The sequence below is a fragment of the Nitratireductor lacus genome, from assembly GCF_056431025.1.
The window spans coordinates 1-26,873 of record NZ_JBWKMB010000037.1 but is presented as its reverse complement, the minus strand read 5'-3'; the positions used below and the strand labels follow the sequence as shown (position 1 = coordinate 26,873).

Here is a 26,873-nt window from a genome sequence, read left to right as displayed (position 1 = left end):
GCAGGCACTCGACACTGGGCTATCTGAGCCCCGTGGAGTTCGAGGAGCGAGCTATGTTAGCTTAACCTCGTGTCCGAAAAACCGGCAGCAGGCCATAGGCGTGACTGGCTTCACCAATCCGCCGATAAGTAAGACGCTTATCGCGAGCCATGCGCAGAAGGTCTTCGGCGCGCTCTGCATCGCTAATCTTTAGCGCCGTACGGCGGTTATAGCGGAAATCAAACTCGGCAAGGTAGCGATGCAGATGCGCTTCGCCGCAATGCTGGTAGACGCCAATCATGCCGCGCTTGAACACAGAGAACACGTTCTCAATCGTGTTGGTGTGCACAACGGTATCGCCTTCGCGGCGGGCATATTCTTTCGCGGAGTGCTTCACGGTGCCGTGCTTGGCATATTCCTTGCCCGTAGTCGGGTAGAGGTTGCTTTCGTCAGTGTAGAGGATGGATTTACGGTCAGCGTTGCGCACGAGAATATCGCGCACACTGTCTTTGGTTGCGTGCTTCACATGGAAGGTGCGAACACGGCCACCACGCTCCACCAGCCCAACAATGGTGCGCTTGAGGGGCTTCTTGCGCTTTAGGTAGGGGCGGCCTTTACGCTGCGGTGAAACATAACCGTCTTCGCGGCGACCGTGATAAGTCTCGTCAGCTTCAATGGTCTTGCCTTCACCACCAAGCGGACCGGAGGTGTCGTTATCCTCTTTCATGGCTTCGCGGATGCGGTGAGCCATGAACCAAGCGGTCTTGTAGGTGACGCTAAGCATACGGTGAAGCTGGTGTGCGCTCATGCCCTTCTTGGAAGCGGCCATGAGATGCGATGCCAGAACCCATTTGTTCAGTGGGATTTTGGAGCGCTCAAACACTGTGCCAACGGTAACGGAAAATGGCTTGCGGCATTCATTGCACTTGTAGACGCCGGGGCGAGTGGATTTGCCCTGCATCTTGGTGATGCGTTCTGCATTGATGTTGCCGCAATGAGGGCAGACAGGGCCATTCGGCCAGTGAATGGCCTCCAGATGTTCACGGGCCCTGTCTGCGTCGGTGTAAATCTCATTGGTGAGGTCAAACATCGCGGTAACTCCTTGGCTTTGTTATCGCAAATGCCTGGTGGTACGTCAAGTATATAATTAGGAATTTTTTCCTATATTTTTCAATACGCAGCCCATCCGTTAGCCATTTCGGCGAAATTCCCTTGCGGAAGCGGCGGAAATGCGAAGAAACTCACAGAGCAATCCGCTAGAATGGCCAATACATGCCGGATAACGATGTGGGGTCGTGTTCGGCAGGCGGTTCCGCAGGACGGATTCGAACGGGTTGGCCGCAAATGGCCGGACGGGAGTTTGGGTGAAAATGCCGCGCGAAAAACGGCAGAGCAAGGCGCCGCGGGCGACCAGATTGCTGGCGCTCGACGCCTGGATCGATTCCACGCTTTACGAAGCGGGCTTCAAGCTCGCCCAGTTATGGGAAAGCGTGACGATCTTCTTCCGCCGTTTCCGTGTCTACGGTGCCAGGCGCGCCGTGGTCGAAATCTTCAGCGAGGGTGCCACACTGGGGGCGGTCGGGTCGGTCGTGATGCTGGCGCTCGCCATGCCCGCCTTCGAGGAAACTGCGGGCGACTGGCGCGCGCAGGACGATTACGCCGTCACGTTTCTTGACCGCTACGGCAATGAAATCGGCCAGCGCGGCATCATTCAGCGCGATTCCGTGCCTGTCGACGAGCTTCCCGACCACGTGATCAAGGCAGTTCTGGCCACGGAAGACCGGCGCTTCTTCAACCATTTCGGCATCGATTTTCTGGGCCTTGCCCGTGCACTCACCGAGAATGTACGCGCCAATTCCGTCGTTCAGGGCGGCTCGACGCTCACCCAGCAGCTCGCCAAAAACCTGTTTCTCTCCAACGAGCGAACGCTCGAGCGCAAGGTCAAGGAAGCTTTCCTGTCGATCTGGCTGGAGATGAACCTGTCGAAAACCGAAATCCTGCAATACTACCTCGACCGTTCCTATCTCGGCGGCGGGACGTTCGGCATTTCCGCTGCCGCCGACTTCTATTTCGACAAACCGGTCAAGGATCTCAGCCTCTCTGAAGCGGCGATGATCGCAGGGCTCTTCAAGGCACCCGCCCGCTACGCGCCGCATGTGAACCTTCCGGCCGCGCGCGCACGCGCCAACGAGGTTCTCACCAACATGGTGCAGGCGGGTTTCATGAGCGAGGGGCAGATCCTCTCCGCACGTCTGCATCCGGCAACCGCCGTCGACCGTGACGGCGCCGATACGCCCGACTATTTCCTCGACTGGGCCTTTGAAGAGGTCAAGCGGGTGGTTCCGCGCAGCGCCACCCATTCCCTCGTTGCCCGCACCACGCTTGATCCCAACCTCCAGAAAGCCGCGGAAGAGTCGCTGGAGTTTCATCTGCGCCAGTACGGCAAGGACTATGACGTTTCCGAAGGCGCCATCGTGCTCATGGATACCGAAGGTGCGGTGCGCGCCATCGTCGGCGGCCGCGACTATGGCGCGAGCCAGTTCAACCGCGCCACGAAGGCCGAGCGTCAGACCGGTTCGTCCTTCAAACCCTATGTCTATGCGGTGGCGATGGAGAACGGTTTCGAACCCGATTCCGTCATTTCCGATGGCCCGATCTCATGGGGCAGCTGGTCCCCGCGCAATTACGGCCGCAGCTATGCCGGCCGCGTCACGCTGACGCGCGCTCTGATCAAGTCCTACAACACCGTTCCCGTGCGGCTTGCCCGTGACCATCTGGGCATCGATCCGATCATTTCCCTGATCAAGTCGTTTGGCATCGAATCGCCGCTCAACGGCCACAAGACGATGGTGCTGGGCACGTCAGGCATGACCGCGCTCGATCAGGCAACCGGCTATTCCGTCTTTGCCAATGGCGGTTATGCCGACATGCGCTTCGGCATTGTCCAGATGATGACCCATTCGGGCAATCTCATCTATGATCATGGCCGCGATGCTCCGCCACCGCGCCGCGTGCTTTCGCAAAAGGCGGCCGCCTCCATGAACCAGATGCTCATCCTGGTTCCCGAACAGGGCACCGGCCGCCGTGCGGCCCTGCCGATGACACGGTCTGCAGGCAAAACCGGCACCACCCAGTCCTACCGCGACGGCTGGTATGTCGGCTACACCGGAAACTATGTTGCCTCCGTCTGGCTCGGTAATGACGACTTCCACGCCACAAGGCGCATGACCGGCGGCTCCCTGCCCGCCATGGTCTGGCAGCGCCTGATGGCTTACGCCCATCAAAACGTCGAGATCAAACCCCTGCCGGGCATCGAAGGGCCGATGCGCATCGAGACGGACGCGGTGGAAACCGCCAGTGAAGAAGGCGCCGGGGACCGCCAGGAAAGCGAAACGCTTCCTCTGGCACTCTCGGCGCGGACCTCACTCTTCCTGAAGGGACTTTCAAAGGATTTCGAGGCCGCACCGCGCCTGCGCAAACCCGCCTCCAACGAAACCCTGTCCGCCCTGTAATGCTGCGCGAGGCATACCTCAAAACGCTTGAACCTCCCGTTCGAGTTGAAGTATCCGGAAGCGTCCGTGGCCAGCCGGAACACGTATGCTGAAAACCGTAATCTTCGTGGCCTTCGTATTGCTCATCGCTCTTGGCGGCGGTGCCGGCAGCGCATGGCTGGCGCTCGAATCGACGCGAGCAATCGGCTCCGTGGAAATCGGCCCATGGGTCACCTTCCCTAGGCAGGGCACACACGAGGCAGATCCCTATTCCCGGGCGAGAAACACGCGCCTGGGCCAGCTCAGCCTCGGTCAGGCGGAAGGCATCGTCCTTGTTGCCGCTTCAGACAGCGCCGGTCGTCCTCTCCTACGCCAGTGCAGCTATCAGCTTCAGGGCGATCTCCCGCCCACCCGGTTCTTTACCCTGCATACCACCGGTGAGAACAGGCAGATCCTTTCGGCGCCCGCCCGCTTTTCTTCGGCTCTTCACTCCCGAAGCCTCCTCTGGCGCCACGGCCAGCCCCTGAAGATCGTGGTTTCGCCCCGCCCCCAGCCTGAAAACTGGCTGGCCGTTGCCGGAACCGGGCCCATGAAACTGGTCCTCACCCTGGTGGATACGCCCATATCCACGGGCGCCCGCGTTGGCGAAACGAGCCTGCCCGGCATCACCCGGATGGAGTGCGATGTTTAGGCTCCTTCATGTGCTCCTGCTTGGCCTGTTCGGCGCCGCAGCCGTTCACATCGCCATCCTGTTCCTGCTCCCCACCTATTCAGAGCGCGATGTCTGGTCGGCGATGGCGGAGGAAGGTGATCCCTACGCATTCATCCGTCTGGGCGAAGGCAATGCCAACCCACTGCTCGCCGAAACGCAAAATCCGTTCTTCGATACGGCAGCCTGCCGCTTTGATCTGGAAGACGGAATGGTCCGCATCACCGCGGACGAACGCGTGCCGTTCTGGTCGTTCTCGGTATACGACCGGGACGGATTCAACGTGTTCAATGCGAACGACCGGAGCGCCACCAACCGGGGACTGGATGCGCTGATCGTGAACGCCGCCCAGTTGCTGGAGTTGCGCAAGGGGGTTCCCGAGACACTCGCAACCTCGCTGATCGCTCAGACGGATGTAGGGGAAGGCATGGTTATGATCCGCGTCTTCGTTCCTGACGAGAGCTGGCGGATCATCGTGGAGCGGTTCTTTCAAGGTCTTCGCTGCGAGACGCTGTGAACCCGGCACGCTCTTAGGCCAGCCGTCTCCACGGGCGCGCACCGGACAATGCCGGTGTGCCAGCGGTTGCGTTCTTGCGCCAGGGTTCGGACCTGGGCTCTAACCCTTGGTCGAGCGTCGGCGGACATCGTGCGGGCGGTCGTCTCCACCGGTGTCGGGATCACCGTCCGGGCGTCTTTCATAGCGCACACCAGGAAAAATGATGATCGAAGCGCCGGCAGTCCGTCTTTTTGGTGCAGCCGATGACGATCGTTTCGCTGCCGCTGCAAAGCTCAGTATCGTAGCCATGACATCGCGTCCCTTTCGGTGATGGAGTGGTACGCAACGCCTCCTTCTTCCAGTAAGGCAGCACATGGTTAACGTTTGGTTACCCCCATCGACGGTCAAACCCATCAACCAGGCCCAGACCGGAGAGTCTGAACGGAAGTCTAAAGAAACCGGTTAACAGCTTGCTAAGGGAATTGGTGTAAATCTCACCAATCATCGGCGCTCCAGGTGCAGCACCGGTGGGGTATCTTGTAACCAGTTGCGTTTCGGAGGTTTTGGTCTGCGTGTCATCCGCTGTATTCAGGCAACTGGCTTCTGGCGGGGAAGCGCAAAGACCCGAGCGGCTGTTTCGCGCCGCGGTGTCCGCATTCGTGTCGCTTACACGTCCGACACGGCGCGAAATCGCGCAGCTGGATGATCTTACCCTTCCCCTCTACCCTTTGATCTCCGCCGAAACGCGCCGCTACGCGGCCGCGGTCCTTTCAGAGTGCAGAACCCCGCCGCAGGGCCTGCTCAAGAAGCTCGCGGACGAGCCCGCGGAAGTTTCCGCGCCACTTCTGATACGCTCACCGGCCCTGTCGGACGTCGATCTGATCGGTCTTATCGCCCGGCATGGAAAGGGCCATGCCCGTGTCATCGGGCGCAGGACGGATCTCAATCCGGCGATTGCAGCGCTCATCCGTGCGCTCACGGCACAGATTGCCGAGACCGACAGCCAAACTGAAACCGGCGAAAGTGCCGCCGAAGCGGACGTGCGCAACCGCCTGCGTCTCATCATGCGAGCCGCCAATTCGCAGGCCCCGCTCTGCTGGCAGAGCAACAGCGCTGATCGCCCATCCGCTGGCGATGCCGGGCGGATTCTTCGTGCGGCAGCCCTTTCCGGCGAACAGGACGCATTTGAAAACGCTCTGTCTTCGCTTCTTGGAATTACGCTTCAGGCGGCTCGCGAGATCACCGGTTTTCCAACCTATGGCGAGCTCATCATTGCCCTGAAAGTGCTGGAGCTGGGTGATGCGGAAGCTTTCCTTCTTTCCGCGACGGCATTTCCCGGACTGTTTTCACAGCGCAGCGCCATCGGCTTCTTTCTAGAGCGCTACATGGCTCTCTCTCCGGCGGCCGCGCGCCAGACGCTGCACGACTGGCGGACAGGTATCAGCCATCCTGGGCACGCTGGTCAGCCGGCCGCAATCTCGAAATAGCGTCCCGCCTCGTCCAGGTCCGTCACTTCGATCTCGACCAGCCAAAAGTCGGGGTCGAAACGGCGCTCCCGCTCAAGGCGCCTGTTGATGGCTTCCTCATCGTCCCGCGCAATCAGTGCAAAGCGCCGCTCATTGGGCCGGGCCTCGTCATAGACCGCCTGCGCTGCAGGACCATAAAGCGCCTGCTGGCCGAGGCGATTGCGCAACAGAATGTAGACGGTTCCGGCCTCGCGCGCGCCCTTTTGCAGGACCGTCGCGAACCCGCCCTCGGCGAAGAGCCGCTTCGTCAGGGCTGAAACCCAGAATTCGCTGGTCAGACGCACGCGAAGCGCCTCCTTGGTTCCTGCGGAAAAATGATCTGCCGACGACGTCCGCGCTCACCTCAGTTGGTCAGGCCAACTTCGCGCATCTTGGCCAGAAATGCCTCATCCGGTCGCCCGCTGACCGGAAGACCGAAAAGGCTCTGGAACTCGCGGATGGCAGCCTGAGTGTCCTGCCCGAGAACACCATCAACCTCGATCCCGTCATTGCCGAACGCTTTCAGTCCGGCCTGCACGCGCATAATAATCGGGTCGGCTTCATCCGTATCAAGTGACGCCGTCTGAACACGCGGTTGCGGAACCTCCGCCGCCGGCACCGGCACCTGCGCAGCTTCCCGCTCCACGCTCACCGGGGTTGCCGCCGGGCGTTGATAGGCAGGGCGCGGCGTCGGCGTGGGCATCACCTGCGGCATGGAAGGCGCTGCAGACGCGGGCGGCGTGTGGCCGACAGGCTGTACCGCCGCGAGGCCGAGCTGACGCAGCAGCGCCTCATCGACCATCGGCGACGGATCCAGATCCACGATACGGCGATAATTGCCAATTGCCGTGCGGGTTGCCGGCCCTTCAAGGCCATCAATCGTGCCGCGGTATAATCCCAGCTCCTGCAGCACTGTCTGCACCTGGCGTATGGTCGGATCGCCTCCCGCCACCTCGTCCGGACGCTCGACCGGGATCGCGCCGGTCGTGTCCTGATCGGGTGCCACGTCACGTGGCGCCTGGCGGGGTGTTTCGGTGATCACTGCTGGCACGGCCGGCACGGCGGGCCATTCACGCACGGGCCCGCTCCGTGTATCCGTGAAGGCGGGCGTGCGCGTTGAAATCAGCGCGCCCGAGTGGAAATGCGGCTGATACCAGAGCGCGTTTGCCGAAACGAAGGAGAAGGCAACGGCAAAGGCCGTCGCGCCACCGACTGCCACCGGATTGCGCACGATTGCCATTCCGACGCCGGCAAGCCCGGCGCGGAGCAGAGTTCCAAACGTGACCTCCGGTTCAGGCCGTCTTGCGGTATTCTTCATTACCCCACTCATCGTCAGATACCGGTTTGCCACCCCGGCCATTCTCATCCTTCTCCGCGCCAACACCAACCGGCAGCGAAATGCTTACGCGCGTGCCTTCGCCGGGCGCGCTGTCGATCGTCATACCACCGCCCTGCAGGCTCACAAGCCCCTTCACGAGCGCTAGGCCAAGGCCCGTTCCTTCAACGTGCCTTGTCTCGTCATTTCGCACCTGGGCGAACGGCTCGCCGATGCGCTCCAGATCATCGGCCGCGATGCCGACACCGTTGTCGGTGACGCTGAAATCCAGGCGATTGCCGGACCGTTCGGCTGTGACCTGGACGCGGCCATTGGCGTGCGAGAATTTCACGGCGTTCGACAGAAGATTTATCAAGACCTGCTGCACCGCACGCCGGTCGCAATAGACGACGCCAACATTCTCCGCAACAGCCACATCGACATCAACGGAACGGGCAGTCGCATCCGCCCTGGCGAACGCCACGCTTGCGTCCACCGCCTCCGAAAAGCTGAACGCTTCCGGGTGCAGCGTATAGGTGCCTGCCTCCAGTTTGGAGATTTCCAGCGTCGAGTTCACGACCGAAAGCAGATGCTCGCCGGCCTCGTGAATGAGCCGCACATATTCGCGCTGCCGGTCATTGGAAAAGCGCCCGAATATCTCCGTCTGAAGCGTGTCCGAAAATCCGAGGATCGCGTTCAGCGGCGTGCGCAGTTCATGACTGACGGCGGCCAGCATGCGCTTGCTCTCGACCTTTGCGATGCGCGCCTCTTCCCGCGCCCGCACCACGTCATGTTCCAGTTCTGCCCGATCGCTCTCGTCGCGGACAATGGCGACGATCTGCCCGGGGTCACCCTCCTTCAAAAGCTCGACACCGAACTGCCTGTAGCCGGGAGCACGGAACGCGTCACCCTCAGCGGGCATGCGCAGGCGAATCCTGATCGCGCGCTGGTCGGCACCGTCGGCCAGTTCCGACACGGCACAGAGATAGGCAACGCGGTCGCCCACATGAATGCGCTCGAAAAAGCCGTTTCCGAGGAGAATGTCGGACCGGACATTAAGGACACGTTCCGCCTGACGGGACGCATCCATCACATCGCCGGTGCCGTTAAGGCGCAGCACGAGCGCGTTCATCCGCGCCTCGATGCCTGTCTCCTGTGACGGCATCTCTAGACCCTTCTGCTTCGCCCCTGTTGTGCCGAAGCGCAGGGCGAGCGTCGCCGCATAGATAACTGGGATCAGCCAATGGGCTGCCAGCGGCAGCGATGACTGGAACCCGAAGCTCAATGCCCCGCCGGAGGCGGCCAGCGCAAGGGCCAAAGCGCCGGCAGCGCAGCCCGTGAGGGCAGCACGCCGCGTTCGCGCAATCCAGAAACACTCCGCCGCAAGAGCACCGGCCATGGCCGTCATGGGAGAAGCAACCCCGCCCGAAAGCACGATCACGGCGCTGACGGCAGCAAGCCCCAGACCAAGCGCCAGCCCTTCAATCCACGTCCGCCGCCCGCCGGCAAGCAGACCCGCCGCGGTCAGCCAGCTAACCGCAAATCCCGCGCTGGCGAGCGCCAGCGTCTGGGCGAAGCCGACCGTTCCTGCAAGAAGGAGTGCAGCCGCTCCCGCGAACAGGAAGGGTGCCGTAAAGAGCACACCCGCCAGCCGCAACTGGCGCGAACGCTCCACCCCGTGTTCGACACTGGGATGAATCAGCCTTTCGCATGCGGCAGAAAGGGCTGCCGGCCATTCTTGATATGATGCTACTCGTGAACTCAACTCGACGCGCTCTTGCTTTGTCCGTTCGGCGGGTTCTTGTTCCTGAAGAGACTCGCACCGAGCATTTAAGGAAAGGATAAGCGCGGACGCCGATGGGCGGGCCAGCAAGCGCAAAATGGAAGAAATTGACACGTCAAACGCGGATGAATGCCGTCATGGTTAACGCGCGCTGAACAAAATAGCCGTCGAAACAGTCATGCTGAAAATTGCCGGATTCAACCCTGCCGGAGAAAAAGATCAACCACGCCAGATCATTAGATGCTCAACAAAGCGTAATCGGCATCCCGCGGGTTTTAGACGGGTTCGCTTCAAAGGCGAACATTTCCGAACTTTTAAAAAGTTTGCCTTCAATTTTAGGAAAAATCTCAAGAGCTCCTTGGCATGGCCGTGACAGGATATTTGCCAGGGACGCCCCCAAGGGGCAGAAAACGGGACTGGACGTCATGGGCTTTCTTATTCGCTCGATCTTCTGGCTTTCACTGGTGCTGCTTTTGCTGCCAATCGGCGGAACCGGCAGCGAGGATGGCACGGAAACACCGCAGGTCGGCGCCCTGCAGGCGCTGGGTGCAGCGCGCGAGGCCATCAGCGACATGGTCGGCATCTGTGAGCGCAAGCCCGAGGTCTGTGCGACCGGACGTGCCGCCCTTCAAACGATCGGCGCGCGCGCCCGCGAAAGCGCCCGTTTTGCCTACGAGATGCTCGAAGAGCCGGCAGAGGGTTCGGCAGGGGCCACTGCAGGCACAATTGAAGCGCCCCTGACAACCGGAAGCGTTCCCGAACACCCCGCCGCTCACGATCAATAGATCATCGCCGGCTTTTGGCGGCAATCAAAGGTTTTCCGTGACGAACGGCCGGACAATCACTATATCCGGCTTAATGAGCACCACGATCGACACCATCTACGACGATTTCGCCTTCCTGGACGACTGGGAAGAGCGTTACCGCTATATCATCGACCTCGGCAACGGCCTGGAACCCTATCCCGAAGCCGCGCGCGACGAGGCCCATCGGGTGCGCGGCTGTGTCAGCCAGGTGTGGCTGCACACCGAGCGTGGAGACGGCGACGACCCCGTGCTGACCTTCAGAGGCGATTCAGACGCCCACATCGTACGCGGTCTCGTCGCCATCATGATGCTTCTGTTTTCCGGCAGGCGCGCCAGCGAAATCCTGGCGATCGACGCCGAAAACGTGATGCGCAAACTCGGTCTTGACGAGCACCTCACACCCCAGCGGGCCAACGGGCTGCGGTCGATGGTTCAGCGCATTCGGAACGAAGCCACCGAAGTCGCGCCCGCGGCAGGCTGATTGCCTGCCCGGGGCCAGGACTTTCAGGCAAGCTTCGGTCGGTAGTTCTCCACTCCCCAGTGCAGGATGGGCCGAGATTTGTCGCCCCGCACCCCGGCAGACGGCTCGTAATGCCGCGCGAGCGCGCCGAGCGCGGTTTTCAGCACCACCTTGGCCGAGCGAACGGGCCAGCCCCTTTCCGTTTCCACCTGCTCAAACCCCTTCAGGAAGCAGCAGATGTCGACGAGGACACCGGACAGCTCCGGCCCAACGGCATCGAGCGCGCGGTCGACACGCTGACGCGCGGCCAGAGCAGCGTCGGTGAGTTCCACGCCACCTCCGGCCGCCGCGCCGCGCTTTCCCGCTGAAACGGTCGCGATCCAGTTCGCGCTCAGCCGCGGCATGATCTGCCCGCGGGTATAATCCGCGCGCAGTTTCTCTCCAGCGTCGAATTCCGCCCGGGTCAGGAAGGGCTCGCCGTTGCGTGTCCGCCGGCGCGCCAGTTGCGCAAGCGGAGATTCGCTGAGTGTCGCCGAAACGATCTCCTTCTCAGAGCCCTGCCGCAGAACCCTGCGTTCAATCTCCCAATGCTGCCCCCGGAAGGGTTCCCCGCTCGTTGCCAGCCGCCGCGCGCAGGCGACACCTGTTGCACTCAATGCGACCTTGCCTCCACTGAAGCGCAGGAGATCATCCTTCTCCAGCGCTCCCAGCACGGCACGCGACACCGATACCGTGCCCCGCTCGCCGCCGTCGAGCAGCACGCATCCCTCCTTCGCGCCGCGCTGTTGCCAGGCCGGGCCCTTCTGCAGAAACCGCAGGCAGCGCCGGCGTTCGCGCGCATGGCGCATCTCTTCCTTGAATACAGCCATGTCAACGCAGCTCCATGTTGCGGAACGCAGCGGCAGTGATGCGCTCCGTCATCAAAACAATCCGGTCGAACTCCTCGTCGTCACGCATGTCCTCGATGATATGACAGGCGTACTGGACCGTTGTTCGGTCGCGCCCGAAACCACGCCCGACCTCAGTCATGTTGAGCCCAAGAACGACATGCGCAGCGTACATGCCGATCTGCCGAACGCGCGTTACGCTGGTCGACGAGCGCCGTGTTTCGCGCAGCTCACGCCCACTCACGTTGAAGAGTGCGGCAACGATGTCGAGAACACATTCGCAAACCTCCCCGACACGCTCCTCCGCAACCGGACTCAAACGGCGATGAAGCATTGCGGGCGGCTGTTCTCCAGGCGTTGCGATCCGCCCTTCTCTTTGTTCCGATGATTTGGCAGCGTTTGGATGCACAGGCTTTATCCCTTCACAGGAAAGAGGAATAAATTCTTATACCCTACACATCCATACCCGGGAACAAATTACGAACATATAATTCGGTGAAATCCTGCAAGAGTTTGAAATCACGGAAGAAGTAAACCCGGCCTGCAATTTTCAACCCTGGTTTATCCCCGCCCCTCCCACGGCCCGCATAGTTGTCGCTCACGACAAAAAGGGTTGAGCATGACATCGATAAAACAGGAGAGGCTGGCCTTCCGCGAGGCCAAGCGGCAGCGCTATGAGAATGCGCGGCAAACAGCAGCGCTGTTCCTGACAGGCGGACTGGATCTGCAAAAGGCGCAGAAAAGCTCGGGCGCTGAGCGCATCAACATTCTTCGTCGCCTGAGACGGCTGATCGAGCGCGAGCGCCTGAAGGGTGCGCGCAACCACTGGAGCTACGACCTCAATCGCCACATAGCCCTCAGCCAGGCGCTCAAGCGCCTGGCGTCGAACGAAGCGCAAAACGTTCCGCTTCACCACTGAACGGCGATGGACAACCGGACACCAGCCCGTATCGTGAACTGTTGGCCGGGATCAAAAAAAAGCGGCGCAGATTGCGCCGCTGATCTGAGGAAACCACGCTGGCGTCGCGCGCCAAACGCTATTTTTCCTTGCGCTTGCGCCCTAAGCCCATCTGTTTGGCGAGTTTCGAGCGTGCCACTGCATAGCTCGGAGCGACCATGGGATAGTTGGCGTCCAGCCCCCATTTTTCCCGGTACTGCTCCGGCGTCATGCCGTAATGCGTCATCAGGTGACGCTTGAGCGACTTGAACTTCTTCCCGTCCTCAAGACAGATGATATAGTCTTCATGCACAGAGCGTTTCGGATTTACAGCCGGCTTCTGCTTTTCAGCAGGCGGAGCCTCCGGAGTGCCGCTCACTCGACCGAGCGCTGCATGAACGTCCGCAATCAAATTGGAAAGTTCGGATGCAGGAACAGGATTGTTGCTGACATAAGCAGCAACGACGTCTGCGGTCAGTTCAATAAGAGTATCATCGTTTTTTACAGAATCTTCGTTCATTTCGTTACCTTGCCCCAACGTAAATTCAAAACCACAACCTCATGCCGCCAGTGATGAGGTGTCTGTAGGAATCTTTAGTTCTTTAGGCACTTTTTGATCGATTCCCGACAAGCAATAATCATATCGTTCTTTTCCTCCTGCCGGTCAACTCACAATTTCAAATTAATACTATCAGAAGGCGAAGTCAGATTGTTTATCCCATCTCAAAAAATCGAAATTCATTCCAAAAATCAGGTAAACTCGATCTTAAACTGGGCGCTAATCTAAGTCGACCTTATCAATTTTTCCGCGCATTGCGTAACAATCGGAGACTGAAGCACGGGCAGAGACGACCGCACGCATGCGAAACATGCGAAATCGCACCGGTCGGCATCTTTCACCCGGGAAGGCATGTCATGCTAAATTGAAAAAGAATATTAGAAGAAAAACTCTTCTCTATTCTTCTTCACTTCTTTTGTCTTCGCCCGGAAGCGAGGTGGCGCCCTCAGGACCTGCCATCTCGTCGTGTACCGACTGCCCCCAGAGCCTGTAGCCTGCCGCGTAGGCGGCCTTGGCCAGAAGATGTGCAGATATCGGCGCGGTAAGCAGAAAGAAAACCACCGCCGCCAGCGCACGCGTCACAATGGCCTGGTCCTGCGCAAAGATTGCCAGTGCGATAAGCATCAGCCCCGATCCGAGCGTCCCGGCCTTGGATGCTGCGTGCATGCGCGTGTACAGATCCGGCAATCTCAATATGCCAACTGCGGCGATCAGCGTGAAGGCTGCGCCGACAATGATGAGCAGGCCTGTCAGTATGTTGAACACGTCGCTCATCACTGCTCCTTGTCGCCGTAAATGCCGAGCGTATCGCGCTTCACGAATTCCTGCTCATAACGCCGGCTGAGAACGAAGCGGGCAAACGCCACGGTTGCGAGAAAGCCGACAAGTCCCAGAGCGATGGCGATATCGAGATAAAGCGTGAACCCGGTTCGAATGCCGATCACCGCTATGAAGCCGATGGCGATGGTCACCAGCATGTCGAGGGCAAGGACGCGGTCAGGCAGGCTCGGCCCCACCAGGACACGAACAACCGTCAGCAGGAAAGACAGGCTCAGCAATGCAAGTGCGATAAACTCGGCAAAGACGAGAAATTCTTCGCTGGCGCTCATCGAAACGCCTCCATGATCTTTCGTTCAAAACCTTCGGCAATGTCGCGCCGCAGCTCGTCAGGGTCAGAGCAGTCAATGGCATGGACATAGAGAAAGCGGCGGTCCTCCGAAACGTCGACAGACAGGGTCCCCGGCGTCAGCGTGATCAAGTTTGCCAGAAGCGTAATCTCGAAATCCCGGTCGACCTTGAGCGGATAGGCAAAGATGCCGGGCTTCAGGTCCATTTTCGGCGACAGGACGAGAAGAGCGACCCGCCAGGCCGAGAGCGCCAGTTCATAGAGAAAAAGAAGCGCGAGAGAGACCACCCGCATGCTGCGCGCAAAATACCCCAGCGATCCGACCTGTTCGCGGATAAGATAAAGCGCAGCGGCACCAAGGAGAAAACCGAAAATGAAATTCGGCAGGGTGAAAGAACCGCTCACCGCGGTCCAGATCAGCGCCAGAATGATGTTGATCAGGGACAGTCTCATTGCGCTGCCTCCGCGGGAAACACCGCACCAATATAACCCGATGCATCCAGGAGCCCGGCAGCGGCTGCCTCAGCCACCCGGATGAACGGTTCCGGATAAACGCCAAGCAGGATAATCGGGACGCACAGCAGGATAATCGAGGCGTAGCCATAACCGGGGGCGCCCGCAACCTCATCAGAAGGAACCCCCTGCGGCCTGTTGCGCCAGATCGCCAGGATATAGACGCGCCCGAGGGCGATCGTGGTCAGGAGCCCCGTCAGCAGAATGGCGAAGGAGAGCCAGGGCCAGCCGGCTTCCAGCGAAGCCCGTACAAGCAGCACTTTAGGCCACAGACCGGATGCCGGCGGCAGTCCTGCCACGGCAAGCATGAGAACAAGCGCGAAAGCCCCCATTGCCGGGTAGGCACTGTAGAGGCCGCCCAGTTCATGCAGCGAATAGCTCCCGCCAAGCTCCTTGATCACGCCGGCCAGAAGATAAAGCGCCGTCATCGCCAGAACGGAATGGAACGCATAGAGGATCGTCCCCGTCAGCCCCGTCTCGGTTCCTAATGCGAGCCCCGCAAGCATCACGCCGACGCCGGAAATCACCACGAAACCCAGAACGCGGCGTATATCAGACTGCGCGATCGCGCCCATGATACCGAGCACCATCGTGCCCGCAGCCACCCAGGCGATGACGCCGGAAAGCTCCGCCCGCTCGATGGGAAACAGCATCACCAGAACGCGCAGAAGCGCATAAACGCCAACCTTGGTCAGCACACCGCCGAAGAGCGCCGCCGTGACGATGCGAGGGGTGTGATAGGAGGCTGGAAGCCAGAAATTGACGGGGAACGCGGCGGCCTTCATGCCGAAGGCAAGCAGGTAGAGGACGGTCAGCGTCATCAGCGGTCCGGTCTCGCGCATGGCACCGGCCCTGCGCGCAATGTCGGCCATGTTGAGCGTTCCGAACGTACCGTAAAGATAGGCGGTCGCGGTCAGGAACAGCGTCGTGCCCACCAGGTTCAGAATGGCGTATTTGGTTGCGCCGTCGAGCTGTCGGTCGGTCGATCCGAGGATCAGAAGACCGAAGGACGAGATCAGAAACACCTCGAACCAGACATAGAGATTGAAAATGTCGCCCGTCAGAAACGACCCGCCGACACCCGCCATAAGAAGCATCAGGAACGGGTAGAAGCCGTAGCGCCGGCCGGTCGCGCCGATGTCCTTCATCGCATAGAGCGCGCAGACAGTTGCGACCAGCGTGGCGACAAAGGCAAGCGAAGCGCCGAGCGCATCCGCGGTAAAGGATATGCCGAAGGGCGGCAGCCAGCGCCCCATGGTCATCACCTGCGGCCCGTCCGCCAGCACCTGCAAAAGGAGTACCGCATTCGCGGCCAGCGTCACAAGCAGCCCCGCAATGGCAATGCCCGCATGCAGCCGGGTTTCGTGACGAACCATGAGCAGCACGGCGCCGAACAGGATAGGCACCCCGATCGGGGCCACCAGCATCCAGTCGCCCAGCACTGTCGGCTCTGTCACCATTGCGTTGGAAATATCGATCGTTTCAGCGGCCATCGGTGTCTCAGTATCCAAGCGGGGGCATCGGCTCGCCCTCGGGTTCGGCAACGCGCATTCCGTCCGTGTCGTCCGTTCCCAGTTCCTGATAGGCACGGAATGCCAGCACCAGCAGGAAGGCGAAGAGCGAGAACGAGATCACGATCGCCGTCAGGACCAGCGCCTGCGGCAGCGGATTGGCCGTGGCGATCTCCGGTGTCTGCAATGCTTCGGGAATGATCGGCGGAACCTCACGCATCAGCCGGCCAGCCGTGAAGATGGACAGGTTCACCGCATTGCCGAAGATCGACACCCCCAGGAGAATGCGAATGATGTGCTTTGACAGCATGAGATAAATGGCAACGGCAAAGAACACGCTGACCACAAAGGAGAGGGCGACTTCCATTATCCATGCTCCCTTTCTTCAAGGGCGAGCGCAATCGAGGTGATCGAGCCAAGGACGACGAGGTAAACGCCGATGTCGAAGAACAGAACCGTGGAGAGGTCCACGGGGACACCGAGAACGCTCACCTTGGCCCAGAGCCCTGTCATGAAGGGCACGTCGAAGGCGAAGGACAGCCAGCCCGAAATCGCCGACACCAGCAATCCGAACCCCGAGATCGCCATGGGGTGGAAATAGAGTGCGCGGCGCACTGGTGAAACCCCGCAGGCGATACCGTAGATCGCAAAGGCCGACGCAGCGATCAGCCCTCCGATAAACCCGCCCCCCGGCTCATTGTGTCCGCGCAGAAGCACAAACACGGAAAACAGGATCATCAGGCTCGTAAGATAGGGGGCGACGGTTCGGAAGATCAGTGTGCGCATCTCACCGCTCCTCTCTGTTGTCGGCCAGCGGCTTCACGCTGCGGATGCGCACCAGGGCCAAAATGGCAAGTCCGGCGATCATCACCACGGCGATCTCGCCCAGCGTATCCGTTCCGCGGAAGTCGACAAGGATCACGTTCACGATGTTGCGGCCATGGGCGATCACGCGAGAATACTGCGAGAAGAAATCGCTGAGCTCGGTATTGAACGGCACCTGTGTCACGCGCAGCAGCATCAGCCCCAGCGCCGCACCGCACGTTCCTGCCACGGCAATGTCGAGCAGCTTTTCGCCCGTCGGACGATGATCGGTAGGCGACAGGCGCAGCCGCGTCATGACAAGGGCCAGAATGACCACGGACAGCGTCTCCACCATGAACTGGGTGAAGGAGAGATCCGGAGCGCCAAGCAGCATGAAGATCAGCGCGACCGCAAATCCCTGAATGCCGAGGGAGACAATGGCGGTCAGCCGGTCACGCGCATAGATCACCGCTCCAAGCCCGATCAGCGCAATCAGCAGAACTGTCCATTCATAAAACGGCATTCTCGGAAACTGCGGCGCTGCGGGCCATTCATCGTAAAGCCCCATAGGGATCAGAACAGCCACGGCGACAGCGATGAATGTCGCCGTCATGTAGTAGTCGAGGCGGCCATTCTGGATGATGTTGGTGACGCGGAAAGACAGGCGCGTCAGGCCGCGCATCACCTGGTCGAAGCCCTTGTCCGGCCCCCAGCCGATGGCGGCGAGAATGCCGGCCATGGTGGCACGCCCCTGCCCCAGCATGATGAAAACCAGAATGCCCAGCGCCACGGTTAACACCGAGAGTGCGAGCGGCAGGCCGATATGCGGCACGGTCGAGATCGTCACCGTTACGGGCTCGCCGAGAACGGCCGTCGACATCGGACTGCTGACGAGTTCGTGGCTCACGCCCGAAAGCAGGGCCGAGACCAGCCCCAGTCCCGCCAGAACGAGTGGCCCGAGCCAGAGCAGGATCGGCCCTTCATGGGCATGTTTGGGCGTTTCAGCCTTCGCGCCGAGGAACGGCTTCAGCGCCACGGCAAAGCCGATGGCGAACATCAGGCCGTTGCCGGCGAGCGCCACCAGCGTCAGCAGCGTGGTCCAGCCATCGGCAAAACCGAGACCGGCGTAAATTTCCTCCTTGGCGAGGAAGCCGAAAAACAGCGGAACGCCGCCCATCGACGCTGCAGCCAGAACCGCAGCGGCAAAGGTGACCGGCATCGCCTTGCGCAGGCCGCCGAGTTTCGTGATGTCACGGGTGCCCGATTCATGATCAACCAGGCCTGCCACCATGAAGAGCGCGCCCTTGAACATGGAATGCGCCACCAGGTAGAGCACCGCCGCCTCAACGGCCTTCTCCGAACCCACCCCCGTCAGCATGACAAGCAGGCCGAGCGAGGCAACGGTCGTATAGGCCAGCATCAGCTTCAAATCCGTCTGACGCACCGCCAGAAGCGTGCCGACGAGCAGCGTGGTGCCGCCGAAGAGGGGCAGGATCGTCTCCCATGCCGCAGTGTCGCCCAGCACCGGATTGAGGCGCATCAGGAGATAGACACCCGCCTTCACCATCGTGGCCGAGTGCAGATAGGCCGAAACGGGCGTCGGCGCTTCCATCGCGTTGGGAAGCCAGAAGTGGAACGGGAACTGCGCCGACTTCGTAAACGCGCCGCCAAGAATCAGAAACAGCGCAGCCATGTAAAGCGGCGCATCGCGCAGCGCGCTTTCGCTTGCGAGCAGCGCCGACATGGAGGTAACGCCCGTCGCACTCCAGATCACCAGAAGGCCGGCAAGAAGCGAAAGCCCCCCAAGCCCCGTCACCACCAGAGCCTGCAGCGCCGCACGCCGGGAGGCTTCACGCGAATGGTCGAAGCCGATCAGCAGGAACGAGGTGATCGAGGTCAATTCCCAGAAAACGAACAGGGTCAGGAAGGAATCGGCCACCACAAGGCCCAGCATGGACCCCATGAACATCAGGATGAACGAGAAAAAGCGTCCCTGATGCTCATGTCCCTTCAGATAGCCGCCGGAATAGAGCACGATCAGCGTGCCTATGCCCGTGATCAGCAGCGCAAAGGTGACGGAGAGACCATCGAGAAACCAGGAAAAATCGACCGACAGGCTCGGGATCCACACATAGCCCCCGGTCAGCGTCTCTCCACTGGAGATCGTTCCGACAAAGCCGGTGAAATGCAGAAAGATGAGAGCGGGAGCCAGGGCCAGCACCCATGCCGCGTTGTGTTTCAGCGCTTTTGTCAGCACTGGTGCGATGGCGGCGGCTGCAAACGGCAGCAACAGAGCGAGAAATGTCAGCCACTGGCCGTCTGCCGTCATGAACTCTCCCCAATTAAATTCGTGTTTCAGGACACGTTTGAAAAACTTACGGTGACATAAACACTCGCCTCAGGCACCACAAGGCGTAAACCGACCTGTAAAGCGCGATGAAACGCCGCCATTCACAGGAGATTGCACAGCTTAAACCACCCATCACGCCAGATGCAAAACCCGTTCACCGAATATGCCCGGTTCCCGACGTCGCACGAAAAACACACCAGGCCATTGCCATGCCCCATTCGGTCGGGACATGTATGGAGCAATCCGTGCAGCGCATTGCACGCGCCCCCTGCTGATATCCACAAGGTAACCTCATGACTTCCAGACCGTTCGCCACGGACGCAAAAGCCCCCTCGCCCCGCGCGCATCCCGTGAAGGACACACGTCACGGCATCGAGCGCACGGATGAATATGCCTGGATGCGCGCCGAGAACTGGCAGGAGGTCCTGCGCGACCCGAGCCTTCTCGCCGACGACATCCGCGCCCATCTCGAAGCCGAGAATGCCTATCAGGCAGCTCTCATGGCCGATACGGAAGCCTTGCAGAAAACACTCGTTGCCGAGATGCGCGGCCGCATCAAGGAAGACGAAACCTCGGTACCGGCCAGAGACGGCCCCTATGCCTATGCCGCAGGCTTCCGCACCGGCGGCGAATATCCCCGCTTCTTCCGCCTGCCGAGCGCCGGCGGCACTGAGGAGACCCTGCTCGACGGCGACCGGGAAGCCGAAGGCAAAAGCTATTTCCGCGTCGGCGGCGTCGATCATTCGCCCGATCACAGGCGTCTCCTGTGGGGCCATGACGACAAGGGTTCTGAACTCTACACGATCAGCGTGCGCGACCTCGCCACCGGCAAAGACCTTGCCGACACGGTCGCCGAGACCGGCGGCGGCGGTGTTTGGGATGCGGCAAGCGACGGGTTTTTCTACACCCGCCTCGATGAAAACCATCGCCCCTCGAAAGTGTTCTTTCATCGTGTCGGCGCAAACCCCGACGAGGATCGCCTGGTCTATGAGGAGGCCGATCCGGGCTTCTTCGTCGGCGTCTCCGGCAGCCGCACGCAGGAATGGGTCTACATTTCCGCCCACGATCACGAAACGTCGGAGTGCCACATCCTGCCGGCCAGCGATCCGGAAGCCGCGCCGCGCCTGGTGGCGCCACGCGAGACCGGCCTTCAGTACGATCTTGAAGAAGGCGGCGACGTCTTCTTCATCCTCACCAATGCGGACGGCGCCAAGGATTTCAAGATCGCCACCGCACCGGCCAGCGATCCCTCGCGCGAAAACTGGCAGGATCTCGTGCCTCATGAGCCCGGCCGCCTGATCCTCGCCATCATGGCCTTCGACAATTACCTCGTTCGCCTGGAACGCAAGGACAGTCTGCCGCGCATCGTCATCCGCGACCGCCACGATGGGTCGGAGCACACCATCGCCTTCGACGAAGAGGCCTATTCGCTGGGCCTTCAGGGGTCCTACGAATATGCCACCGACACGCTCCGCTTCTCCTATTCCTCGATGACCACGCCGGAGCAGGTGTTCGACTATGACATGCGCACACGCACCCGCACGCTCCTGAAAACGCAGGAAGTGCCGTCCGGTCACAATCCGGATGACTACGTGACGCGTCGTCTGATGGCCCCGGCTCCCGATGGCGAACTGGTGCCCGTATCGCTCGTCTATCGCAAGGGCTTAGCGCTCGATGGCTCCGCCCCCTGCCTGCTCTACGGTTACGGCGCCTACGGCATGGCGATGCCCGCCTCCTTCAACACCAACTGCCTGTCGCTGGTCGATCGCGGCTTCGTCTACGCCATCGCGCATATCCGTGGCGGCAAGGAAAAGGGTTACGCCTGGTACGAGGACGGGAAACGCGAAAAGAAGGTCAACACGTTTACCGATTTCATCGCCGCCGCCCGCCATCTGGTGGCCGAGGGTTACACCAGCCATGACCGCATCGTCGCCGAGGGCGGCTCGGCCGGTGGTATGCTCATGGGCGCGGTTGCCAACATGGCGCCGGAAGCGTTCGGCGGCATTGTCGCCGCCGTTCCCTTCGTCGACGTGCTTAACACCATGCTCGACGACACACTGCCGCTCACCCCGCCTGAATGGCCCGAATGGGGCAATCCAATCGCCTCGCGAGAGGATTACGACACCATCGCGGCCTATTCGCCCTACGACAATGTGGGTGCGAAGGACTATCCGCCCATTCTGGCGCTTGCCGGTCTCACCGACCCGCGCGTCACCTACTGGGAACCGGCAAAATGGGCTGCAAGGCTGCGTGACCGCAAGGGCGGCGACAATCCGGTCCTTCTGAAGACCAATCTCGATGCCGGACACGCCGGAGCCTCGGGCCGCTTTTCGCGGCTCGAGGAAAAGGCGCTCACCTATGCGTTCGTGCTGAAGGTTACCGGGACGATGGATAGCCGTTAGGTCTGGCAGGCACCGCTTTCAGATAGGCGGCAATCGCCTCGCGGTCTTCCCTGGAAAGCCGGGCCATGTTCTTCTGGACGGAGACCATGGCCCCGCCAACCGAATCGAACTCGGGCGTAAACCCGCTCTCCAGATAATAGGCAATGTCGCCAGCCGACCAGGAATCGATCCCGCCATCGCCCGAGGTGACATTGGGCACGATCCCCTCGCCTTCCGCTGACACGGCTCCTGCAAGCCACTGATCGTAAAGCTGCCCGCCGGCGAAATTCCGCGGCGTGTGGCATTCGCCGCAATGGCCTGCCCCCTCCACCAGATATTGCCCGCGCTTTTCCGCCTCTGAAGCGTCGGAACCAAGCGCGAGCACCGGCGCATCATGCATGAAGGCAAGCTTCCAGAGCCCGATGCCGCGGCGTAGCGTGAAAGGGAAGGAAAGCTGATGCTCTCCCGCATCGCCTTCCACTTCCGGCAGCGTCTTCAGGAAGGCAAAGAGGTCGCTCACATCCTGCGCTGTCATCCTTGCATAGGAAGGATAGGGGAATGCAGGGTAGTAGTGCTCGCCCCCGGGAGAAACGCCGTGCAGCATCGCATTGGCGAAATCCATGTCGCTCCACCCGCCAATGCCGTCCTCAGGATGCGGTGAGATGTTGGGTGCGACGAAGGTCCCGAAGTCGGACTTCAGTTCCACCCCGCCCGCAAGCTCCAGCCGCGCATCGCCGTCAGCACCGGGGCGTGCATGGCACGAGGCACAGCCTCCGGCCCAGAAAACCTGTTCGCCACGCGCCGCATCCGGCGCTTCAAGCGCGCCAAGCGCCCCGGCCTCCAGCGAGGTCGGGGCGCTCAGCATCCAGAACGCCACTCCACCGCCCGCGATGGCCACGAGAGCGGTGGTCAGCAATGTCTTCTTCATGACAGCACTAAATGTCCCGGGTCAGTTGTTCTGCACGCGGAAATTCTCGTGGCAGCTCTTGCAGTTTCCGAAGACAGGCCCGATCGCAGCCTGAAAGGCAGCAAGGTCGGCAGGACCGTCTTTGCCAGAGGCTTCAACGGCAGCCGCCGTGTCGGCGATGTATTTGTCGAGCGTGGCCTGAAAACCTTCCGCATCCCCCCAGATGGCAGGTGCGGCCGTGGTGTCGCCACCGTCCGAGCCTTCGGGGAAGAAATCACCGAAGGATTTCGCACTCGCGCTCAGTGTCAGGATGGCCGCCTTGGCGATGGCGGGGTTGTATTCCAATTCCCCCTTCATCATCGCGCCTGCAAGCCCTGCAGAAGCGGCATTCGCCTGCATGATCGCCTTGCGCACGGCAATCGGATCGTCCGCCGCGGCGACAGCAGAAACGGATAAGCAGAGTGAGGAAACGGCAAGCGCAAATTTCTTCATGAGAACCCTCCGGTGATTTGTTCGAACAATACCCCGACCAACGCGCCTGACCCGCATTTATTCCAGAATGCCCACTCACGGTTTCGTGAAGGCGCATACGGACCGGGAAGGTCCGGCGAATCAAAAAGGCCCGGCGCTGGCCGAGCCTTTCGGTACAGCTTGAAACTGTACTGATTGTGAAATCGCCTAGATCGCCGTGCGTCCATCCGGACGCACAAAGGACGATCGAAACTATAAATGGAGCATCGGAATAGTCCGAAAACCGGATTCCACTTTTCGGTCCGATGCTCTAACGCAATTACGAAGCCTGCTCGTAAAGCTCCAGCACGTAATCCCAGTTGATCAGGCTGTCGACGAAAGCCTCGAGATATTTCGGGCGCGCATTGCGGTAGTCGATGTAATAGGAGTGCTCCCACACATCCACGCCCAGGATCGGCTTGGCATCATGAATGAGCGGGTTCTCACCGTTCGGGGTCTTCATGATCTCCAGCTTGCCATTCTTGACGGCGAGCCAGGCCCAGCCGGAGCCGAACTGCGTCGCACCCGCATTGATGAAGTCGGCGCGGAACTTGTCGTAGCCGCCGAGATCGCTGTCGATCGCCTTGGCCAGCGCGCCCGGCAGGCTGGTGCCGCCACCGCCCTTCTTCATCCACTTCCAGAAATGAACGTGGTTGTAGTGCTGGGCCGCATTGTTGAACAGGCCGGCATTCTTGCCGTGGGACTGCTTGACGACCTCTTCGAGGGACAGGCCGTCCATGCCTGCTTCAGCCGCAAGCTTGTTGCCATTGTCGACATAGGCCTTGTGGTGCTTGTCGTGGTGGTACTCCAGCGTTTCCTTCGACATGAAGGGCTGCAGTGCCTCGTAATCATAAGGCAGATCCGGCAGTTCAAAAGCCATGGTGGTAAACTCCCTCGTACAGGTGGTTGAATTCTGCAGGACGCAGATGGGGGTGCGTCTCCAGTGAGACAATACCCATCGCTCCCGATTGTTCCCGGCGCGTCAGGCGGGCAGCCCGGAATGGGCCCATTCCCAATAGAGGTCACGCGCCTTTTTGGCCACAGGCCCGGCCTGATAATTCTGGTCTTCGACCCTGCTTACCGGCACGACCTTGGAATGATTGCCGGAGGAGAAGACCTCATCCGCATCGAGGAAATCCTTCACCGAGAGCGTCTTCTCGACCACCTCGACACCGGCCTCGCGCAGCAGCGAGATCACGCGGCTGCGCGTGATGCCTGAAAGGAAGGTGCCGTTCGGCGCGGGCGTGAAGACCACGCCGTCCTTCACCATGAAGATGTTTGAGCTGCCGGTTTCGGCGACATTGCCGAGCATGTCGAGCACCAGCGCATTGTCATAGCCGCGGCTGCGCGCTTCCATGATCGCGCGGCCATTGTTGGGATAAAGGCACCCGGCCTTCGCATTTGTCGGCGCGGTTTCGAAGGTCGGCCGGCGGAAGGGCGAGACGGTCACGGAGAACCCGGTCGGTTCCAGCATCGGTGCCTCATACAGACAGAGGCAGAACCGGCTCGATTCCGGATCGGCAGGAACGCCCATATACCCCCCATGCTCACCCCAATACATGGGCCGGATGTAAACCGCCGTCCTGCCGTCGAACTTTTTCAGGCCGTCCTTCGTCAACCCGACGATCTCATCGGCCGAGACTTTCGGCGAGAGGCCGAGATTGGCTGCCGACGCATTGACACGGTTGGCATGAAGATCGAGGTCGGGTGCCACGTTCTCGAACCAGCGAGCACCATCGAACACGGTGGAACCGAGCCACATGGCATGACTACGCGGACCGATGAGCGGTACGTTCCCCTCGTGCCAATCGCCGTCAACATAGGTCCAGGTCGTCGATTGGACTTCGCTCACCACGGTCATGCTGTGTCTTCCTTCCTGTGATTGCACACGCATCTCGGCAGAGATGCGAATTCTTCAACGCTTCGTGCCATTCATCGAAATGGCTTTATCGGGTTTCGTCAATCGTTCCTGCATCGCTATCGATGGGGCCAGATGGCGTTTCTTGACCAGCGTTGGCAGGTGCGGTCAAGTAGAGAACACACAGAAGGAGTCTTCATGCGCCACGCGGCTTTCGTGTTCGATGCTTATGGCACGCTGTTCGACGTACATGCGGCCGTGCGCCGCCACGCAGGCGAAATAGGCCCGGAAGGACAGCGATTTTCAGAACTGTGGCGTGCGAAACAGCTCGAATATTCATGGGTTTTCACACTCATGGGTCAGTATCAGGATTTCTGGACGATGACGGAGCGGGCGCTTGATTATGCGTTCGCCAAAATACCGTCCGTCGACCCGCGCCTGCGGCAGGATCTTCTCGATGCCTATTGGCAGCTCGACTGCTACGAGGAAGTGCCGGCGGTTCTCAAAGCACTGAAGGCGGGCGGTGCGCGCCTCGCAATTCTGTCGAACGGCTCCCCGGCAATGCTTGAATCCGCGATCCGTTCATCGGCCCTCGATTCCGTTCTGGACGAAGTTTTCTCGGTGGAGACCGTCCGCCGCTTCAAGACGGATCAGAGCGTCTACGAAATGGTGACAAACACCTGGCGTCTCTATCCGGAGACCGTTTCGTTTCAGTCGTCAAATCGCTGGGATATCGCCGGCGCGCACCAGTTCGGCTTCCGCACGGTCTGGCTCAATCGGACCGGCCAGCCCGATGAATACGAAGATTTCCCGCCCGATCTCATCCTTCCCTCTCTTGACGGGCTGGTGTCGTAGCGGCTTCTCTTCGTCATGCTCTCCTGTGTTATGATGCATCTATAACACACCTGATCGATAACTTGTGTGCGTGAGGCATTTTTCACCTTCAAGTCGAAGTCACTCGGTCTATCAAGCAAACTCCGATAACTCTTCGGATCCCAGGGAGGGAAAGTGGGGTTGTCCCAGGGTGAGTGGGCGTTCACATGGAACGTTCGTTCTCACCGGTCCTGACGAAACGCGAGTCTACGAAGAAACCATGTCCAATTCTCCCATTGCCGCACGATCCCTTAATCGGCGCCGCTTCCTGTCCATGAGCGCCGCTGGCGCCGCGTCGCTTGGTCTGTCCGCATGTGTCAGCAGTTCAGGTGACACGCCCAGAATCGTCGAGCGGCCCGAGCCGGAGCCCGGTCCGGTGCAATACAGCTCCATGTATGGAGCCGTCACCGATGCAGGATACGACATTCCCGCCGTGCCGATCGAAAAGATCAACCCGCGCTATTATCGTCAGGAAGTCGCTGATCCGACGGGCGAGCGTCCCGGCACCATCGTCGTCGATACCGCCAATCATTTTCTTTATCTCGTGCGCGAACGTGGCCGTGCCATGCGCTACGGCGTTGGCCTTGGCCGCGCCGGGTTCGAATGGGCCGGTCGCGCCGAGATCAAGTACAAGCAGCAGTGGCCGCGCTGGTTCCCGCCTGCGGAGATGATCGACCGCCGTCCCGACCTCGAGAAGTATCGCGCAGAATACGACAAGGCCAACGACCAGTGGCTTGGCGGCATGCAGCCTGGCGTTTCGAATCCGCTCGGCGCCCGCGCGCTCTACATCTTCGAAGACGGCAAGGACACGCTCTACCGCGTCCACGGCTCGCCTGAATGGTGGACCATCGGCAAATCGGTTTCGTCAGGTTGTGTGCGTATGATCAACCAGGACGTCATCGATCTCTACAATCGCGTCCCGGACGGTTCGCCGATTCTCGTCACCTCCGGCCTGCGCAGCGTTTAAGCCGACAGTCCTTTCATGATGGAACTCTAAGGGGCGCTCTCAGCGCCCCCAGACCACTGACAAACCCCGTCGATTTTCGGCGGGGTTTTGTTCAAGTGTGTGCGGTTTCTGGTTTTTGCCTGTCAGGAACAGGCGTCATCAGGCCC

The 26,873-nt window shown here is 60.5% G+C and carries 28 protein-coding genes; 10 read left to right on the top strand and 18 right to left on the bottom strand.

Going from position 1 to position 26,873, the window contains the following annotated elements; genetic code table 11:
- Positions 1 to 61 precede the first annotated feature (61 nt).
- Complete coding sequence (locus tag AC07E3_RS20815) at positions 62 to 1,069, bottom strand: IS1595 family transposase (RefSeq protein ID WP_478364584.1); 1,008 nt, start codon at positions 1,067 to 1,069, stop codon at positions 62 to 64.
- A 280-nt stretch (positions 1,070 to 1,349) separates the two neighbouring features.
- Here AC07E3_RS20815 and AC07E3_RS20810 point away from each other — a divergent pair, with 280 nt between their 5' ends.
- The 4 genes from AC07E3_RS20810 (at position 1,350) to AC07E3_RS20795 (ending at position 6,162) form a co-directional block, all read left to right on the top strand.
- Positions 1,350 to 3,491, top strand: a complete 2,142-nt coding sequence (locus AC07E3_RS20810) for a transglycosylase domain-containing protein (protein ID WP_478364582.1) — start codon at positions 1,350 to 1,352, stop codon at positions 3,489 to 3,491.
- Between the two features lie 85 nt (positions 3,492 to 3,576).
- Positions 3,577 to 4,161, top strand: coding sequence for a DUF1214 domain-containing protein (locus AC07E3_RS20805; RefSeq protein WP_478364580.1), 585 nt, complete (start codon positions 3,577 to 3,579; stop codon positions 4,159 to 4,161).
- A complete protein-coding gene (locus AC07E3_RS20800) occupies positions 4,154 to 4,696 on the top strand; it encodes a DUF1254 domain-containing protein (RefSeq protein WP_336065886.1) in 543 nt (180 codons plus the stop codon). The genes AC07E3_RS20805 and AC07E3_RS20800 overlap by 8 nt, the downstream gene beginning before the upstream one ends.
- 638 nt (positions 4,697 to 5,334) lie before the next feature.
- Entirely contained in the window at positions 5,335 to 6,162 is an 828-nt protein-coding gene (locus AC07E3_RS20795) for a hypothetical protein (RefSeq protein ID WP_478364578.1), read from the top strand.
- Here AC07E3_RS20795 and AC07E3_RS20790 read toward each other — a convergent pair.
- From AC07E3_RS20790 to AC07E3_RS20780, 3 genes are read right to left on the bottom strand one after another with little or no spacing between them, the layout of a single operon-like run.
- A complete protein-coding gene (locus AC07E3_RS20790) occupies positions 6,138 to 6,485 on the bottom strand; it encodes a DUF1491 family protein (RefSeq protein WP_322339431.1) in 348 nt (115 codons plus the stop codon). The two genes, AC07E3_RS20795 and AC07E3_RS20790, sit on opposite strands and share 25 nt — an antisense overlap.
- Before the next feature lie 59 nt (positions 6,486 to 6,544).
- Positions 6,545 to 7,498 (bottom strand): peptidoglycan-binding domain-containing protein, encoded by a 954-nt coding sequence (locus tag AC07E3_RS20785; protein ID WP_478364576.1) that lies wholly within the window; start codon positions 7,496 to 7,498, stop codon positions 6,545 to 6,547.
- Positions 7,473 to 9,170, bottom strand: a complete 1,698-nt coding sequence (locus AC07E3_RS20780) for a sensor histidine kinase (protein WP_478364574.1) — start codon at positions 9,168 to 9,170, stop codon at positions 7,473 to 7,475. The genes AC07E3_RS20785 and AC07E3_RS20780 overlap by 26 nt, the downstream gene beginning before the upstream one ends.
- Positions 9,171 to 9,703: 533 nt before the next feature.
- On the opposite strand from AC07E3_RS20780, the gene AC07E3_RS20775 reads away from it, so the two are divergent.
- The gene (locus AC07E3_RS20775; protein WP_478364572.1) at positions 9,704 to 10,063 is read left to right on the top strand and encodes a DUF5330 domain-containing protein; all 360 of its coding nucleotides are present in this window, start codon (positions 9,704 to 9,706) and stop codon (positions 10,061 to 10,063) included.
- A gap of 73 nt (positions 10,064 to 10,136) precedes the next feature.
- On the top strand, positions 10,137 to 10,565 hold the full coding sequence (locus tag AC07E3_RS20770; RefSeq protein WP_065818422.1) for a SufE family protein: 429 nt from the start codon (positions 10,137 to 10,139) through the stop codon (positions 10,563 to 10,565).
- Between the two features lie 23 nt (positions 10,566 to 10,588).
- Here AC07E3_RS20770 and AC07E3_RS20765 read toward each other — a convergent pair whose 3' ends face one another.
- Positions 10,589 to 11,413: a DUF6456 domain-containing protein gene (locus AC07E3_RS20765; RefSeq protein ID WP_478364570.1), complete on the bottom strand. Its 825-nt coding sequence runs from the start codon at positions 11,411 to 11,413 to the stop codon at positions 10,589 to 10,591.
- Position 11,414: 1 nt separating this feature from the next.
- Positions 11,415 to 11,765, bottom strand: coding sequence for a helix-turn-helix domain-containing protein (locus tag AC07E3_RS20760; protein ID WP_007008414.1), 351 nt, complete (start codon positions 11,763 to 11,765; stop codon positions 11,415 to 11,417).
- 285 nt (positions 11,766 to 12,050) lie between these two features.
- Here AC07E3_RS20760 and AC07E3_RS20755 point away from each other — a divergent pair, with 285 nt between their 5' ends.
- Positions 12,051 to 12,350, top strand: coding sequence for a cytoplasmic protein (locus AC07E3_RS20755; RefSeq protein WP_418792835.1), 300 nt, complete (start codon positions 12,051 to 12,053; stop codon positions 12,348 to 12,350).
- 118 nt (positions 12,351 to 12,468) lie between these two features.
- Here AC07E3_RS20755 and AC07E3_RS20750 read toward each other — a convergent pair whose 3' ends face one another.
- From AC07E3_RS20750 to AC07E3_RS20715, 8 genes are all read right to left on the bottom strand, one after another.
- Positions 12,469 to 12,888, bottom strand: coding sequence for a Ros/MucR family transcriptional regulator (locus AC07E3_RS20750; protein ID WP_336065898.1), 420 nt, complete (start codon positions 12,886 to 12,888; stop codon positions 12,469 to 12,471).
- A 435-nt stretch (positions 12,889 to 13,323) separates the two neighbouring features.
- Positions 13,324 to 13,701 (bottom strand): monovalent cation/H(+) antiporter subunit G, encoded by a 378-nt coding sequence (gene mnhG / locus AC07E3_RS20745; protein ID WP_478364568.1) that lies wholly within the window; start codon positions 13,699 to 13,701, stop codon positions 13,324 to 13,326.
- Positions 13,701 to 14,036 (bottom strand): cation:proton antiporter, encoded by a 336-nt coding sequence (locus AC07E3_RS20740; protein WP_025030603.1) that lies wholly within the window; start codon positions 14,034 to 14,036, stop codon positions 13,701 to 13,703. Before AC07E3_RS20740 ends, mnhG begins: the two co-directional genes overlap by 1 nt.
- The gene (locus AC07E3_RS20735; RefSeq protein WP_336065900.1) at positions 14,033 to 14,506 is read right to left on the bottom strand and encodes a Na+/H+ antiporter subunit E; all 474 of its coding nucleotides are present in this window, start codon (positions 14,504 to 14,506) and stop codon (positions 14,033 to 14,035) included. Before AC07E3_RS20735 ends, AC07E3_RS20740 begins: the two co-directional genes overlap by 4 nt.
- Positions 14,503 to 16,059 (bottom strand): Na+/H+ antiporter subunit D, encoded by a 1,557-nt coding sequence (locus AC07E3_RS20730; RefSeq protein WP_478364566.1) that lies wholly within the window; start codon positions 16,057 to 16,059, stop codon positions 14,503 to 14,505. The genes AC07E3_RS20735 and AC07E3_RS20730 overlap by 4 nt, the downstream gene beginning before the upstream one ends.
- A 7-nt stretch (positions 16,060 to 16,066) precedes the next feature.
- On the bottom strand, positions 16,067 to 16,444 hold the full coding sequence (locus AC07E3_RS20725; RefSeq protein WP_007008408.1) for a Na+/H+ antiporter subunit C: 378 nt from the start codon (positions 16,442 to 16,444) through the stop codon (positions 16,067 to 16,069).
- Positions 16,444 to 16,863, bottom strand: a complete 420-nt coding sequence (locus tag AC07E3_RS20720) for a Na+/H+ antiporter subunit B (protein ID WP_025030605.1) — start codon at positions 16,861 to 16,863, stop codon at positions 16,444 to 16,446. The genes AC07E3_RS20725 and AC07E3_RS20720 overlap by 1 nt, the downstream gene beginning before the upstream one ends.
- A 1-nt stretch (position 16,864) precedes the next feature.
- Positions 16,865 to 19,210: a putative monovalent cation/H+ antiporter subunit A gene (locus tag AC07E3_RS20715; RefSeq protein WP_478364564.1), complete on the bottom strand. Its 2,346-nt coding sequence runs from the start codon at positions 19,208 to 19,210 to the stop codon at positions 16,865 to 16,867.
- A 314-nt stretch (positions 19,211 to 19,524) separates the two neighbouring features.
- On the opposite strand from AC07E3_RS20715, the gene AC07E3_RS20710 reads away from it, so the two are divergent.
- Positions 19,525 to 21,633 (top strand): S9 family peptidase, encoded by a 2,109-nt coding sequence (locus tag AC07E3_RS20710; protein ID WP_336065909.1) that lies wholly within the window; start codon positions 19,525 to 19,527, stop codon positions 21,631 to 21,633.
- Here AC07E3_RS20710 and AC07E3_RS20705 read toward each other — a convergent pair.
- The 4 genes from AC07E3_RS20705 to AC07E3_RS20690 all read right to left on the bottom strand — a co-directional run bounded on the left by AC07E3_RS20705 (position 21,608) and on the right by AC07E3_RS20690 (position 24,890).
- Complete coding sequence (locus tag AC07E3_RS20705; RefSeq protein WP_478364561.1) at positions 21,608 to 22,540, bottom strand: c-type cytochrome; 933 nt, start codon at positions 22,538 to 22,540, stop codon at positions 21,608 to 21,610. The two genes, AC07E3_RS20710 and AC07E3_RS20705, sit on opposite strands and share 26 nt — an antisense overlap.
- A gap of 21 nt (positions 22,541 to 22,561) precedes the next feature.
- Positions 22,562 to 23,011 carry a c-type cytochrome gene (locus tag AC07E3_RS20700; protein WP_478364559.1) on the bottom strand — a complete coding sequence of 150 codons (450 nt, stop codon included), beginning with the start codon at positions 23,009 to 23,011 and terminating at the stop codon, positions 22,562 to 22,564.
- A gap of 298 nt (positions 23,012 to 23,309) precedes the next feature.
- A complete protein-coding gene (locus tag AC07E3_RS20695; protein ID WP_065818434.1) occupies positions 23,310 to 23,909 on the bottom strand; it encodes a superoxide dismutase in 600 nt (199 codons plus the stop codon).
- A 102-nt stretch (positions 23,910 to 24,011) separates the two neighbouring features.
- Positions 24,012 to 24,890: a branched-chain amino acid aminotransferase gene (locus AC07E3_RS20690; protein WP_322339441.1), complete on the bottom strand. Its 879-nt coding sequence runs from the start codon at positions 24,888 to 24,890 to the stop codon at positions 24,012 to 24,014.
- Between the two features lie 195 nt (positions 24,891 to 25,085).
- Here AC07E3_RS20690 and AC07E3_RS20685 point away from each other — a divergent pair, with 195 nt between their 5' ends.
- Both AC07E3_RS20685 and AC07E3_RS20680 read left to right on the top strand, forming a co-directional pair.
- Positions 25,086 to 25,742, top strand: a complete 657-nt coding sequence (locus AC07E3_RS20685; protein WP_065818436.1) for a haloacid dehalogenase type II — start codon at positions 25,086 to 25,088, stop codon at positions 25,740 to 25,742.
- A 238-nt stretch (positions 25,743 to 25,980) separates the two neighbouring features.
- Entirely contained in the window at positions 25,981 to 26,727 is a 747-nt protein-coding gene (locus AC07E3_RS20680) for a L,D-transpeptidase (protein WP_065818437.1), read from the top strand.
- Positions 26,728 to 26,873 lie beyond the last annotated feature (146 nt).

Coding starts and splice junctions, on each gene's coding strand:
- AC07E3_RS20785 (WP_478364576.1), bottom strand. CDS start 7,498: ATGAAGAATACCGCAAGACGGCCTGAACCGGAGGTCACGTTTGGAACT.
- AC07E3_RS20720 (WP_025030605.1), bottom strand. CDS start 16,863: ATGCGCACACTGATCTTCCGAACCGTCGCCCCCTATCTTACGAGCCTG.
- AC07E3_RS20690 (WP_322339441.1), bottom strand. CDS start 24,890: ATGACCGTGGTGAGCGAAGTCCAATCGACGACCTGGACCTATGTTGAC.
- AC07E3_RS20695 (WP_065818434.1), bottom strand. CDS start 23,909: ATGGCTTTTGAACTGCCGGATCTGCCTTATGATTACGAGGCACTGCAG.
- AC07E3_RS20760 (WP_007008414.1), bottom strand. CDS start 11,765: ATGCTTCATCGCCGTTTGAGTCCGGTTGCGGAGGAGCGTGTCGGGGAG.
- AC07E3_RS20750 (WP_336065898.1), bottom strand. CDS start 12,888: ATGAACGAAGATTCTGTAAAAAACGATGATACTCTTATTGAACTGACC.
- AC07E3_RS20715 (WP_478364564.1), bottom strand. CDS start 19,210: ATGACGGCAGACGGCCAGTGGCTGACATTTCTCGCTCTGTTGCTGCCG.
- AC07E3_RS20770 (WP_065818422.1), top strand. CDS start 10,137: ATGAGCACCACGATCGACACCATCTACGACGATTTCGCCTTCCTGGAC.
- AC07E3_RS20810 (WP_478364582.1), top strand. CDS start 1,350: ATGCCGCGCGAAAAACGGCAGAGCAAGGCGCCGCGGGCGACCAGATTG.
- AC07E3_RS20730 (WP_478364566.1), bottom strand. CDS start 16,059: ATGGCCGCTGAAACGATCGATATTTCCAACGCAATGGTGACAGAGCCG.
- mnhG (WP_478364568.1), bottom strand. CDS start 13,701: ATGAGCGACGTGTTCAACATACTGACAGGCCTGCTCATCATTGTCGGC.
- AC07E3_RS20800 (WP_336065886.1), top strand. CDS start 4,154: ATGTTTAGGCTCCTTCATGTGCTCCTGCTTGGCCTGTTCGGCGCCGCA.
- AC07E3_RS20765 (WP_478364570.1), bottom strand. CDS start 11,413: ATGGCTGTATTCAAGGAAGAGATGCGCCATGCGCGCGAACGCCGGCGC.
- AC07E3_RS20740 (WP_025030603.1), bottom strand. CDS start 14,036: ATGAGCGCCAGCGAAGAATTTCTCGTCTTTGCCGAGTTTATCGCACTT.
- AC07E3_RS20705 (WP_478364561.1), bottom strand. CDS start 22,540: ATGAAGAAGACATTGCTGACCACCGCTCTCGTGGCCATCGCGGGCGGT.
- AC07E3_RS20680 (WP_065818437.1), top strand. CDS start 25,981: ATGTCCAATTCTCCCATTGCCGCACGATCCCTTAATCGGCGCCGCTTC.
- AC07E3_RS20685 (WP_065818436.1), top strand. CDS start 25,086: ATGCGCCACGCGGCTTTCGTGTTCGATGCTTATGGCACGCTGTTCGAC.
- AC07E3_RS20700 (WP_478364559.1), bottom strand. CDS start 23,011: ATGAAGAAATTTGCGCTTGCCGTTTCCTCACTCTGCTTATCCGTTTCT.
- AC07E3_RS20735 (WP_336065900.1), bottom strand. CDS start 14,506: ATGAGACTGTCCCTGATCAACATCATTCTGGCGCTGATCTGGACCGCG.
- AC07E3_RS20755 (WP_418792835.1), top strand. CDS start 12,051: ATGACATCGATAAAACAGGAGAGGCTGGCCTTCCGCGAGGCCAAGCGG.
- AC07E3_RS20725 (WP_007008408.1), bottom strand. CDS start 16,444: ATGGAAGTCGCCCTCTCCTTTGTGGTCAGCGTGTTCTTTGCCGTTGCC.
- AC07E3_RS20805 (WP_478364580.1), top strand. CDS start 3,577: ATGCTGAAAACCGTAATCTTCGTGGCCTTCGTATTGCTCATCGCTCTT.
- AC07E3_RS20775 (WP_478364572.1), top strand. CDS start 9,704: ATGGGCTTTCTTATTCGCTCGATCTTCTGGCTTTCACTGGTGCTGCTT.
- AC07E3_RS20815 (WP_478364584.1), bottom strand. CDS start 1,069: ATGTTTGACCTCACCAATGAGATTTACACCGACGCAGACAGGGCCCGT.
- AC07E3_RS20710 (WP_336065909.1), top strand. CDS start 19,525: ATGACTTCCAGACCGTTCGCCACGGACGCAAAAGCCCCCTCGCCCCGC.